Source organism: Ruegeria sp. CDSA034 (genome assembly GCF_059612275.1).
In genome coordinates this window covers 283703-296965 of record NZ_JBXWQH010000001.1, presented here as the reverse complement: position 1 = coordinate 296965, position 13263 = coordinate 283703, and the positions used below count along the sequence as shown (strand labels likewise).

Sequence of the window (13263 nt, the reverse complement as noted above, 5' to 3'; positions counted from 1 at the left end):
TGGCGACGACATAAATACCGACGATGCCGACAAACACGGCGCCCCAAAGCGAATATGCCCAAAAAGCCGTGCTCACTCAGGCACTTTCGTGGTCAGCGCCAGAGCGTGTAACTCTCCGTCCGCGCCGTCCATCTTGCCCTTCAGGGCCGAATAGACTGCGCGCTGCTGTTGCACCCGGTTTTTCCCGCGAAAGCTTTCGTCCACGACCATTGCGGACATATGCACGCCATCGCTTCCGCCAACCTGAATTTCCGCATCCGGAAAGGTTTCGCGCAGTAGGGCTTCGATTTCGTGGGCGCTCATCGGCATGTAGGTTTCTCCTGAAGGTCTTTCTCAAGATGTAGAGCGCCCAGACGGGGCGTGCAAGGGGAGGATAGGGGCCCTGAAACGACAAAACCTGCGCCAGGACAGGCGCAGGTTTCATGTTGCAAAGTTTGCTTCGGTGTTAGGCGACGGCTTCAGCAAAGCTGGTGCGGAACGTGGTAGCCAGATCCTCTAACGCGGCCTCAGAGTTGCCAACCCGAATGCTGTCGCCAGTAAACCGGCCAACGGACACCAGAGGGACACCTGCCTGACCAGCAGCGATCATCAGTGCTTCGGCCTGATCAAAGTTGCACGCAACCAGATAACGGGCCTGATCTTCGCCGAACAGGAACTCGGTCGTGGCTTCATCGAGGTGAACACCGACGCCTGCGGATTCCGCCAGCTCAAAGGCTGCCAGCGCCAGACCACCGTCACCCAGATCGGTGCAGGCCTTGATCATCTCACGGTTGGCGCGGATGAACTCGCCATTGCGTTTTTCTGCGTCCAGATCGACATGCGGCGCGTCGCCGTCTTCGCGGTTGAACACTTCGGCCAGAAGGGCGGATTGGCCAAGGTGGCCGTTGGTTTCGCCGATTACCAGTGCCACATGACCTTCGCGAACCTCATTGCCGATAATGTCGTCCGTGTGGTTTAGCAAGCCTACGGCGCCAATGGTCGGGGTCGGCAGGATCGCCTGTCCATCGGTTTCGTTATACAACGAGACGTTGCCCGATACGATAGGCATATCCAGCGCGGCTACGGCTTCGCCGATGCCCTGGATCGCGCCGACGAACTGGCCCATGATCTCGGGCTTTTCGGGGTTGCCGAAGTTCAGGTTATCGGTGGTCGCCAATGGATTGGCTCCAACGGCGGTCAGGTTGCGGTAGGCCTCGGCCACAGCCTGCTTGCCGCCCTCAACAGGGTTGGCGCGGACATAGCGTGGGGTTACGTCGCTGGTGAAGGCAAGTGCCTTGTCAGTGCCGTGCACGCGGACCATGCCTGCGCCCAGACCCGGCGTGCGGGCGGTGTCGGCCATGACCATGGTGTCGTACTGCTCATAAACCCACTGCTTGCCTCCATAGTTCGGCGAAGCAAGCAAGGCGCGCAGACCGTCGATCGGGTCGATTTGCGGGACTTCAGCCAGCTCTTCGGCTTCTGGCGTGGCTTCCCATGGGCGGTCGTATTCCGGTGCCGTCGAGGACAGCTTGGACAGGACCAGATCGGCTTTGACTTGGCCGTTGTGAAGGATCAGGAAGCGGTCTTCGGCGATGGTTTCGCCGACGATGGCGAAGTCCAGGTCCCATTTTTCGAAGACGGCGCGGGCTTCGGCTTCAAGCTCGGGCTTGAGGACCATCAGCATGCGTTCTTGTGATTCAGACAGCATCATCTCATAGGCTGTCATATCTTCTTCGCGCTGAGGAACGTTTTCCAGATCCAGACGCACACCCAGACCACCCTTGTCGCCCATCTCAACGGCAGAACAGGTCAGACCGGCCGCACCCATATCCTGGATCGAGATCACGGCACCGGTCTGCATCAGCTCCAGCGTGGCTTCCATCAGGCGCTTTTCGGTGAACGGGTCACCGACCTGAACAGTGGGGCGCTTTTCTTCGATGGTGTCGTCGAACTCGGCCGAGGCCATGGTTGCGCCGCCAACGCCGTCACGTCCGGTTTTTGCACCCAGATACACAACGGGCATACCGACGCCAGAGGCCGCCGAATAGAAAATCTTGTCGCTGTCGGCCAGACCTGCAGCAAAGGCGTTCACAAGGCAGTTGCCGTTGTAGGCGGGATGGAACCGAACTTCGCCACCCACGCAAGGGACACCAAAGCAGTTGCCGTAACCGCCAATGCCTTCGACCACACCGTTGACCAGCTGGCGGGTCTTGTGGTGGCCGGGCTCGCCAAATGACAGCGCGTTCATCGATGCGATGGGGCGCGCACCCATGGTGAAGACGTCGCGTAGAATGCCGCCAACACCTGTGGCTGCACCTTGATAGGGTTCGATATTAGAGGGATGGTTGTGGCTTTCCATCTTGAACACCACCGCCTGACCGTCGCCGATATCCACAACGCCGGCGTTTTCACCTGGCCCGCAGATCACCTGAGGTCCAGAGGTGGGCAGGGTGCGCAGCCATTTCTTGGACGATTTGTAGGAACAATGTTCGTTCCACATGGCCGAAAAGATGCCGAGTTCGGTAAAAGTCGGCTCGCGCCCGATGATCCCGAGGATCATATCATATTCGTCGGGCTTCAGCCCGTGTGCGGCAATCAGATCCGGGGTGATGGCGGGCTCTTGCATCGTTTGTCCTTGTCCAGGTTGGCCGGGATTGCGGGCCTTTTAGGGCAAGGTGCCGTCTGTGGAAAGGGTCAAGTCAGCGCAGGCCAATTGTGAAAGTAAAAAACGGAACCGGCAATTGGGCCGGTTCCGTCTGTTGTTTGGAACGTGCGGGTGTCATCCGCTGACGTATCAGCGGATGATCCGTTATCGTTAAGCTGGGTTCTGCGCCTTTCTGGACGCATCCGCAGCCGCAGCGCCAACTGCTGCTTTTTGTTCTTCAGTCAGGTTTTCAGCTTCGTCCAGTCCCGGGATGGCGACACGAACTTCGCGACGGGCAAAGTCGATGCCGTTTTCCTTGAAGGCGGCTTTGACCCGGTTGAAGATCTCTTTTCGCAGGGTGAACTGCTTGCCTGGTTTTGCCATGAACTTACCGCGGATGATCATGCCGACATCGTCAAAGTCGAACACACCCTGAGATTTGAAGGGCTGCAGGAAGCCGTCCTTGTGAACTTCATCTTCCATCATCTCGGCGCCAATCTTCTTGAAGATTTTCTTCACCTTGTTTGGATCGGTATCGAAGGGCACCGTGAATTTCAGCTTCATGATGACCCAGTCGCGGCTGAAGTTGGTGATCTTCTGAATCTCACCATAGGGGATGGTGTGAACCAGACCGCGGTGGTGGCGCAGTTGCATGGAGCGGATCGAGATCTTTTCGACCGTACCCATGGTGCCGCCGATATCGACATATTCACCAACCCGGAACGCATCGTCGATCAGGAAGAAGATCCCGCCGACAATGTCCGAAACAAGCTTTTGCGCACCAAAGCCGATGGCCAGGCCAAGAATACCGGCACCAGCAAGCAGCGGCGTGATATCCAACCCCAGCGCGCCAAGCGCGAGCAGGGCAAAGATAACCGCAATCGCGACCTGAGCGGTCACACGCAGCAGTGGCAGAACCGTCGCCAGACGTGATCCACCAGAACCGCCGCCTTCGCCCGCTTCTTGATCAGCACTTTGTTCAACCGCAGTTTGCTCTTTCGCAAGGCGACGGTTGATCCAAAGCGAAACGACCTCGTTCAGGATGTAGCCAACAGCAATGATGATGAAGAACTGGATGACCTTGCTACCGGATTCATCCCCACCACCCGCGATTTCACTGAGGTCGAGATCCCATGCCCGGGCAATCATCAGGATGACAAGAATGCCGGCCAAAACCCGACCAATCCGGATATAGCTGCGTTTAGTGGACTTGTATGCGCGCTCGGCCACCGGTCCTTCGCCGAGCATCGGCGGTTGCAGATGGCGAACCAGCCCACGTATCAGCGTATCCAACGCAGGTGCGATCAGCAGCCATGCCATGGTGGTGAAATGCGCCCCCTTGACCAGCAGCGCCAAGGACGAAGGATTGCGTTGCGCTACGATAAACTCGACCAGCAGCCAGATTACCGCCGACACGCCGATTGCGAAGTAGGGGTAGTAGTGGGCGACTTCCTCATCAAATTTGGAGTGATCAGGGTCGGTACCCAACATCATCTGAGACAGGCCTTCGCGCGCGGTCCAGGCGATGACGCCGATATAGATATGGATCGCTGCGTTCAGCCAGAAACCAATGCGTGTTTCGCCGCCGGTAATGCCGTTCAGCCTGTTGAAATGAAGCAGGAACAGCGTGAAACCGACCAAAATAAGCAGACCGATCAGGTTGCGGTGTAGGTATTTCGCCCAGTGATCATCAATGTTTACCAGCCGGTAGTGTGGTTTGCTTGGTGCAAGTACGAACCGCGAGGCCGCTGCGCCCAAGCGCGGAATCCAGATCAGGTAAAAAACGAAGGGTGCCGCGTAGGTGATTTGTTCCGGAGTCAGAAGCCCACGCCCGACCGCGCGGATGACGACATAGAACACGACCAATCCTGCGATCTCGCGGCAAAAACGGCGAAACAGGTACCTGACGGCGCCCCAAAGGTCATTTTCATCCCCAACTTCAGCATGTTCGTGCCACCGGCGAGTAAGGAATTCGAACAGCTTTTCCGCGAGGAAGCCGACGACAAGTACACTGAGGATCAGGCCCAGCAGGGTAAACGCGCCGGTCGTACCAAAGGTTGCCGAAAAGTTTTTGAAAGCGTCGGCTTGCGCACTGAAGATGTTCGGGACCGTGACGATAACCTGAGTCCACGACGCCACCATTTCGGCCCAGATCTCATTGATTTCCGTGATTGGGTCTTCGCGCTCTTCCGCTTCGGCGGCGTTTTTTTCCGCAACTGCGTCCAGACGCTCCAACAAGATCGCGCGGACCTGGTCGTCGGACATTCGTGCCACCATGTCATCGACTTGTTCGGGCGTCAGATCCTCGGGGATTGTGACGGTAGCCGGTGCACTAGAGGTACTAGTGACCTGGGCAAGTGCTGGCCCAGATAATAGCGCAATGGAGAAGAACGCCATTAACAGGCGAGTGAGGTGAAACATCGAATCTGTCCTCGACCATAAGTCTTGATGATTTTTTCGTGATCATAGGCTTAAGTGCAGGATTTTCCCAGATGTTTCACCCATTTCAGATATGAATTTAGTGTTGCGGGCAAAAAAAAGGCCGAGCACTAAGCTCGGCCGTAGTCCAACAGGGAGGTGAAGATGATGAGCGTTACAGCATCACCGCCTTCGATTGCTCATTTAGGGGGCGGTTTGTGCACTATCAAGGTTTTATAGACTGATCGCAGATCATTGCCGCTATGCCACTGGTGCATAGCTACAGTTTTCCCATCTGCTTCAACTGCTTGCGCTGCGCAATGATCTCATCCTGAACAAAATCGCGGAATGCCGCGACGCGTTTGGAATGGCGCAGTTCCTCGGGGTAGGCGAGATAAACCGGGACATCGGCGGTTTCGATATCCGACAGGATCGACTGCAGATGCGGAAAGTCATGGGTCACGTAATCCGGCAACACGCCGATGCCGAGGTTGTGTAAAACACCCTGCAAAACGCCGAAATAGTTGTTTACCGTCAACAGAGAGGTCGGATTGTAGGTCATCAGGTGCCGGACCATCATTGCGCTTGCGCCGACCTGCGGGGCCGAGGGTGTCTGGCAGATCAACCTGTGTTTCGAGATGTCTTCGGGACTTTCCGGGCTGCCGCGTTCTTCCAGGTATTCCGGCGTAGCGTAAAGCTGCATTTGCACGGTCATCAGGCGTTTTCGCACCAGATCGGCCTGGCTGGGCTCTTTCATGCGGATGGCAACATCAGCCTCGCGCATCGGCAGGTCGAGAACACGCTCCTCCAGCATCAAGTCGATGTTCAGATCGGGGTATTGCTCGTACAGTTTTGGTAGGCGCGGCGCCAGCCACAGTGTACCGAAGCCAAACGTGGTGGTGACGCGCAAAACTCCGAACACTTCTTCTTCGCTGTCGCGAATGCGGGCAGCGGCGGCGTCCAGACGTTTCGACATGGCTGATGTCGCGTCAAACAGCAACTCACCCTGTTCGGTTAGAATCAGGCCGCGGGCGTGGCGGTGAAAGAGCGTCGAATCAAGCGACTCTTCAAGCGCACGGATCTGCCGGCTGACCGCGGATTGAGACAGATTCAGCTTGTCCCCCGCATGTGTCAGGCTGCCGGCATCCGCAACCGCGTGAAATATCCTTAACTTGTCCCAATCCATCGCCGCAACTTTCGTTATCCTTCCGAAGCCCTATATGAAATAGGTAACAAGTTCTACATTCAAACTGTTGAAACGTTACAATAACAGACTGGTAGGTCCTATACAGGTCAGCTTTTTTGACCTAAAATGCGTATGAATGAAGCACACTGATCTGACGAGGGGAGGCGTCCGATGAGTCAGCCACAAATATCGCTAAACGACCGGTTCGATCTTGATAAAAACCCCGTTCTTTTGAACGGCACACAGGCGCTGGTGCGTCTTATGCTGATGCAGAAGGCACGGGACAATGAGGCGGGTCTGAATACCGCGGGTCTTGTGACCGGATACCGCGGCTCGCCCCTTGGGGCTGTAGATCAACAGATGATGCGAGCCCAGAAACATCTGGCTGAAAGCGATGTGACCTTTCAGTTCGGGCTGAACGAAGATCTGGCGGCCACGGCATTGTGGGGCAGTCAGCAGGCCGGCCTACGCGGCGACGGCAAGTTCGACGGCGTTTTTGGTCTTTGGTACGGCAAGGGGCCGGGCGTGGACCGATCTGGCGACGTGATGCGTCACGCGAACATGGCCGGAACCGCCAAACATGGCGGCGTGCTGATGGCGATGGGCGACGACCATACCGGCGAAAGCTCGACCGTTTTGCATCAATCCGAATGGTCTTTGGTCGATATGTACATGCCTGTGGTTAGCCCCGCTGGTGTGCAGGAAATCTTGGACTATGGCATCTATGGGTTCGCACTCAGCCGGTTTGCAGGCGTCTGGGTAGGCCTGAAGACGATGAAAGACACGATCGAGGTTACTTCGGTTGTGGATGGCAGCCCGGATCGCATGAATGTGGTGGTTCCCGAATTCGACATGCCTGAAGGTGGTTTGAACATTCGGTTGGGTGATACACCGCACCTACAGGAAGCGCGGGTCATCGACTATAAGCGGTTCGCGGCCGAGACGTTCTCGCGTGCGAACAAGATGGACAAGCGTGTCTGGGGCAAGCCGGGTGCGAAAATCGGGTTTGTAGCGGCCGGCAAGAACTGGCTGGACCTGACGCACGCCATGTCACTGCTGAATATCAATGAGGCCGAGGCCGAGCGCCTGGGCATTACGACTTACAAGATTGGTCAGACATTCCCGCTGGATATGGCAGGCTTCCATGACTGGGCCGAGGGTTTGGACCTGATTGTAATCGTTGAAGAAAAACGAAAACTGATTGAGGTTCAGGTCAAAGAGGCCATCTTTGACGACCGCCGCGGGCGTCGCGTCTACGGCTGGTACAAGGGCGGGGCCGGTACCTTGCATCGTGAAGAACTGTTCCCGACACGCGGCGCACTGGACCCGATCATGATCGCCGAAAAACTGGGCGATATCCTGATCGAGGAAGGGCGCGATACAGACGGGGTGCGCGCTGGGATGGCCAAGCTTTCCGAGGCGCGCCGGGCGGATAATGCAGAAGAGATTGCAACGCGTTTGCCGTATTTCTGTTCAGGCTGCCCACATAACAGTTCGACCAAACTGCCCGACGGCAGCCGGGCCTATGCGGGGATCGGCTGTCACTACATGGTGCAGTGGATGGATCGGGAAACCACCGGGTTCACCCAGATGGGCGGAGAGGGTGCGAACTGGATCGGCGAAGCGCCGTTCTCGACGACCGATCACGTGTTTCAGAACCTGGGCGACGGGACATACAACCACTCGGGCGTTCAATCGATCCGAGCGGCGCTGTCGGCAGGCACCAACATCACCTTCAAAATCCTGTTCAATGATGCCGTCGCCATGACCGGCGGGCAGGATAACGAAGGAGACCTAAGCGCAGAGCGGATCGTGGCCGAGGTCAAGGCCATGGGCGTTCAGCATGTGGCGGTGGTGTACGATGAAAAAGAAGACGTGAACTTCAAGGCGATGCCGTCCGGCGTGGAAACCTTTGAGCGCGCCGAACTGATGAACGTGCAGAAGAAATTCCGCGAGATCGAAGGCGTTTCGGTCATCGTCTACGTTCAGACCTGTGCGGCAGAAAAGCGTCGCCGACGCAAGCGGGGTACGTTCCCCGACCCGGACAAGCGCGCGTTCATCAACTCGGACATCTGCGAAGGATGCGGTGATTGCGGGGTTCAGTCGAACTGCGTCTCGATCGTTCCGAAGGAGACTGAACTTGGGCGTAAGCGCGCTATTGATCAATCCAGCTGCAACAAGGATTTCTCTTGTCTAAAAGGGTTTTGCCCGTCTTTCGTGACGTTGGAAGGGGCAAAGATCCGCAAAGAAGCCACGACCGAGATCGATTTGCCGGACTTGCCGATGCCCGTTCTGCCGACGATCAACGGTACACATAACGTGGTCATTACCGGTATTGGCGGGACCGGAGTGGTCACTCTGGGCGCTGTGATGGCGCAAGCGGCTCAGATCGACGGCAAGGGCGCCGGGATGATGGAGATGGCGGGTCTGGCCCAAAAAGGTGGCGCAGTGCACATCCACTGCCGTCTGGCCAACCGACCCGAAGATATCAGCGCCATTCGTGTGGCTACCGGCGAGGCGCATGCGCTGATCGGGGGCGACCTTGTTGTGTCCGCTGGGGCCAAAACCCTGGGTCTGACCCGCACGGGTCAAACCGGTGCCGTGGTTAACAGCCATGAAACCGTCACGGGCGACTTTACCCGCGACACAAACTTTCAGATCCCCGGTGATCGACTAGAGCTTGCGCTGCAAGCACGGCTGAAAGAGGGCCTGTCGCTATTTGACGCCACTGATCTGGCGCGCGCGGTTATGGGCGACTCGATCTATTCGAACATGATGGTCCTGGGTGCCGCCTGGCAACGTGGTCTGCTACCGATCAGCCATGAAGCGATGTTACAGGCGATCGAGTTGAACGGGACCGCGGTTGAGCGCAACAAACGCGCCTTTGATATCGGCCGTTGGGCCGTTCTGCATCCGCAGGACGTCACCGCGATTTTGAGCCCTCAGGTGACTGAGCTGCCAAAAACTTTAGAACAGCTGATTGATTTCCGTGCGCAGCACCTGACCGACTACCAAGGCGCCCGTCTGGCAAAACGTTATCGTAAGCTTGTCGATAGCTTCGAGGATGAATCCGTCAAAGAGGCCGTCGCAAGAGGGTATCATAAGCTGTTGTCCTACAAGGACGAATACGAAGTTGCGCGTCTGTTGCTGCGTAGTCGCGAACAGGCTGCGGCCGAGTTTGACGGCGACTTCAAAATGACCCTGCACCTTGCGCCACCGATTTTGGGTGGCAAGGACGCAGAGGGTCGGCCACGCAAGCGGACATTCGGAGAGTGGATGTTGGGTCCGTTGAAGCTGCTTTCCAGGTTGAAAGGCCTGCGTGGTACTCCATTGGACATCTTTGGCTACAGCACCGAGCGAAGGATGGAGCGCGCCTTGATCCGGCAATATGAACACGATATCAAAGAGATAACGCCCTTAGTTATACCACAAACTCACGATGCGGTTGTCGCTTTGGCCAAGCTGCCGCTTGAGATTAAGGGCTTTGGCCCGGTTCTACTTGAAAACGAGGCTAAGGCCGCAAAAAGGCGCGAAGAACTGTTGGCGACCATTCGAAATGGCGGTCCTGAAATGCAAGCCGCCGCTGAATAATCCGTCACAAGCCTGTCACGATAGCTAGGCAAAATTGTTACTTGGCACTATCTAGCAGGTGCCAAGTATCGGAGTCCGAAATGCCCTCGCGCCGCCACGTTGCTCGTGACATCTCTTATGCCTATTCCGCCGAAACCAAAGGTGGGCGTATGGTTATTAAGTTGATGGAAAACACAACGGGTCGCTTGCGCCTGATTAAGCGTGCAGACGGGTATGAAAAACAAGTGGCCGACGGGCGTGATTTCTGGTCGGTCATGGTCGAGAGGTACGGGCTTTCGCTGGATGTGGTTGGCGGTTCTTTGTCCAACATTCCCAAAACCGGGCCACTGATCCTTATTGCCAACCATCCATATGGCATTCTGGACGGGATGATGATGGGGCATATCTTGTCCGAAGCGCGCGGCGATTTTCGCATTCTGGCGAACCACGTGTTTCGGAAAGCCGAAGACTTAGACAACATTATCCTGCCGATATCGTTTGATGAAACGAAAGAGGCGATGAAGCAGAATATTGAAACCCGGAAAACCGCGCTGAACTATCTTGGTAATGGCGGTGCCATAGGGATTTTCCCGGGTGGCACGGTCAGCACGGGCTTAAAGCCGTTCTCACATCCAATGGATCCGGGGTGGCGCGGGTTTACCGCAAGAATGGTGGCCAAATCTAACGCGACTGTCGTGCCCGTTTTCTTTGACGGTCACACCTCGCGCTTGTTCCAGGTTGCCAGCCATCTGCACAACACTTTGCGCATGGGATTGCTGATCAAAGAGTTCAAGAAACGCGTCGATACGCCGGTTAAAGTGGTCATCGGAGAGCCGATTTCCCGCGACGTTTTGGACCCGTTATCCACTGACAAACGCAAGATGATGGATTTCTTGCGCAAAGCCACGTATGAGCTGTCCCCGAAGCCGCTGAAGTCTTATGACTATGGCTATGAATTTGAGGAACGGCATCGCGCCTGAAGGGGCAAATGGCAGTAGGCATCTTTGATTCCGGGTTGGGCGGCTTGACCGTCCTGAACGCCGCGCAGAAACGTCTGCCGGACGTGGATTTTCTGTATTTCGCGGACAGCGAACACGCGCCCTACGGCGTGCGGGACGCTGAAAACATTTACGACCTGACACGCAGGGCGGTAAACGATCTGTGGAACCGGGGCTGTGATCTTGTGATTCTCGCCTGCAATACTGCTAGTGCTGCGGCGTTACGCCGGATGCAGGAAGAGGGGGTGCCAGAAGGCAAACGCGTGCTCGGCGTCTTTGTGCCGCTGATCGAAGCACTGACGGAACGGCAGTGGGGCGACAATAGCCCGCCACGCGAGGTTGCGGTCAAGCACGTGGCCCTGTTTGCAACGCCTGCCACAGTGTCCAGTCGGGCCTTTCAGCGGGAACTGGCGTTTCGGGCCATCGGCGTGGATGTTGAAGCGCAGGCCTGTGGAGGCGTCGTAGACGCGATTGAAGACGGCGACATGATCCTGGCAGAAGCGCTGGTTCGGTCCCATGTGGACGCGCTAAGGCGCAAGATGCCGGAACCGCAAGCCGCGATTCTAGGCTGTACCCACTACCCGTTGATGGCTGAGACCTTCCAAAAGGCGCTGGGGTCGAATGTACAGGTTTACAGTCAGGGTGATCTGGTGGCCGAAAGCCTTGCGGACTACCTGCAACGGCACCCGAAAATGCAAGGAAACGGCGAGGGTGGATTTTTAACCACCGGCAAGCCCGCGTTTGTCAGTGACAGGGCGACGCAATTCCTCCGACGACAAATCACCTTCGAGGCTGCCTGACTTAGGTCAAGGACGCAGCCTGTTTGATCCCGTAGTTCAACGACCGTCACACCGGCGATCGTATCCTGTGACACACTGAAACAAGAGGTCTCACATGCCCCATAGAATCGCAATTTTGGGCGCATCTGGTTATACCGGCGCTGAACTGGTGCGGCTGATCGCTGAGCACCCGAATATGGACATCGTCGCGCTGGCAGCCGAGCGTAAGGCTGGTCAGTCGATGGCGCAGGTCTTTCCGCATCTGCGGCACATGGACTTGCCGGATCTGTGCAAAATCTCCGAGATCGACTTTTCGCAAGTCGACCTGTGTTTTTGCGCGCTGCCGCATAAAACCAGCCAAGAGGTCATTCGGGACTTGCCTAAGACCCTGAAGATCGTCGATCTGTCTGCGGATTTCAGGCTGCGCGACCCCGAAGAGTACGAGAAGTGGTACGGAAACCCGCACGTGGCAATGGAGCAGCAGGAAGAGGCGGTCTATGGCCTGACCGAGTTCTATCGGGATGAAATCCGCAATGCGCGCCTTGTGGCCGGAACCGGCTGCAATGCGGCGACTGGTCAGTACGTGCTGCGCCCGCTGATTTCGGCCGGCGTCATTGATCTGGACGATATTGTGTTGGATCTGAAATGCGCTGTGTCCGGGGCAGGGCGGTCGCTGAAGGAAAACCTGCTGCATGCAGAGCTTAGCGAAGGTTACAACGCCTATGCGGTTGGTGGCACGCATCGACATCTGGGTGAGTTTGATCAGGAATTCTCGGCTCTGGCCGGGCGGACCGTTCATGTGCAATTCACACCACACCTGATCCCGGCCAACCGGGGTATTCTGGCAACGACTTATGTCAAGGGTGATCCGAGCAGCGTATATGAGGCGCTGGCAAAGGCTTACGTAGACGAACCCTTTATCCAGATGCTGCCCTTTGGCGAGGCACCTTCGACCCACCATGTGCGGGGATCGAACTTCTGCCATGTCGGTGTGGTGGCAGATCGGATAGAACGCCGGGCCATTGTGATTGGCGCGTTGGATAACCTGACAAAAGGTAGCAGTGGGCAAGCCTTGCAGAACGCTAACCTGATGTTAGGTGAGGATGAAACCCGGGGCCTGATGATGGCCCCCTTGTTCCCGTGAGGACGGTATGAAAACGCTCAAGAAACGTCGTCGAATTCAGGTTATTGTGCTGGCAGCTGTCGCTTTGGCGCTGTCGACGGCGTTGATTGGGTATGCCATGCGGGACGGCATCAATTTCTTCCGTTCACCCAGCCAGGTGATCGCCGAGCCCCCCAAGCCGACCGAAGTATTTCGGATTGGCGGACTGGTCGAAGAAGGCTCGATCGTGCGGGGGCAGGGCAAGACGGTACGCTTCGTCGTGACCGATGGCGGCGATAGTGTTCCCGTAGCCTTTACCGGCGTTCTGCCGGACCTGTTCACAGAAAATCAGGGAATGATCGGCACCGGATCTTACGTAAATGGCGTTTTCGAAGCCACTGAAATTCTTGCCAAACACGATGAAACCTACATGCCGAAAGAGGTCGTAGATGCCTTGAAGGAACAGGGTGTCTATAAGGAGGTCGACGGAGGCTGATCCAGGACCGAATTCTAGTTTGAAAACAAGGGCGTTGCGTGCACATGACACTCAGCGCCCTTTTTAATTGCCACGTGTTAACGAATTTACC

Annotated in this window: 9 protein-coding genes; 5 read left to right on the top strand and 4 right to left on the bottom strand. The window is 56.7% G+C overall.

Features of this window, described 5'->3' with window-relative positions; translation table 11 throughout:
* Positions 1-72: 72 nt before the first annotated feature.
* The 4 genes from AC2FLJ_RS01415 to AC2FLJ_RS01400 all read right to left on the bottom strand — a co-directional run bounded on the left by AC2FLJ_RS01415 (position 73) and on the right by AC2FLJ_RS01400 (position 6227).
* The gene (locus AC2FLJ_RS01415; protein WP_108858706.1) at positions 73-309 is read right to left on the bottom strand and encodes a BolA/IbaG family iron-sulfur metabolism protein; all 237 of its coding nucleotides are present in this window, start codon (positions 307-309) and stop codon (positions 73-75) included.
* A 136-nt stretch (positions 310-445) separates the two neighbouring features.
* On the bottom strand, positions 446-2605 hold the full coding sequence (gene purL, locus AC2FLJ_RS01410) for a phosphoribosylformylglycinamidine synthase subunit PurL (protein WP_496704277.1): 2160 nt from the start codon (positions 2603-2605) through the stop codon (positions 446-448).
* 189 nt (positions 2606-2794) lie between these two features.
* Complete coding sequence (locus AC2FLJ_RS01405) at positions 2795-5044, bottom strand: mechanosensitive ion channel family protein (RefSeq protein ID WP_496704276.1); 2250 nt, start codon at positions 5042-5044, stop codon at positions 2795-2797.
* Positions 5045-5321: 277 nt separating this feature from the next.
* Positions 5322-6227 carry a LysR family transcriptional regulator gene (locus AC2FLJ_RS01400; RefSeq protein WP_058271530.1) on the bottom strand — a complete coding sequence of 302 codons (906 nt, stop codon included), beginning with the start codon at positions 6225-6227 and terminating at the stop codon, positions 5322-5324.
* Positions 6228-6398: 171 nt separating this feature from the next.
* Between AC2FLJ_RS01400 and AC2FLJ_RS01395 the strand changes: the two genes are divergently transcribed.
* The 5 genes from AC2FLJ_RS01395 (at position 6399) to ccmE (ending at position 13172) form a co-directional block, all read left to right on the top strand.
* The gene (locus AC2FLJ_RS01395) at positions 6399-9818 is read left to right on the top strand and encodes an indolepyruvate ferredoxin oxidoreductase family protein (protein WP_496695373.1); all 3420 of its coding nucleotides are present in this window, start codon (positions 6399-6401) and stop codon (positions 9816-9818) included.
* Positions 9819-9898: 80 nt separating this feature from the next.
* The gene (locus AC2FLJ_RS01390; RefSeq protein WP_496695375.1) at positions 9899-10777 is read left to right on the top strand and encodes a lysophospholipid acyltransferase family protein; all 879 of its coding nucleotides are present in this window, start codon (positions 9899-9901) and stop codon (positions 10775-10777) included.
* A gap of 8 nt (positions 10778-10785) precedes the next feature.
* On the top strand, positions 10786-11595 hold the full coding sequence (gene murI / locus AC2FLJ_RS01385) for a glutamate racemase (protein ID WP_496704275.1): 810 nt from the start codon (positions 10786-10788) through the stop codon (positions 11593-11595).
* 94 nt (positions 11596-11689) lie between these two features.
* Positions 11690-12718: an N-acetyl-gamma-glutamyl-phosphate reductase gene (gene argC / locus AC2FLJ_RS01380; RefSeq protein ID WP_496704274.1), complete on the top strand. Its 1029-nt coding sequence runs from the start codon at positions 11690-11692 to the stop codon at positions 12716-12718.
* A gap of 7 nt (positions 12719-12725) precedes the next feature.
* Positions 12726-13172: a cytochrome c maturation protein CcmE gene (gene ccmE, locus AC2FLJ_RS01375; protein WP_108858699.1), complete on the top strand. Its 447-nt coding sequence runs from the start codon at positions 12726-12728 to the stop codon at positions 13170-13172.
* Positions 13173-13263 lie beyond the last annotated feature (91 nt).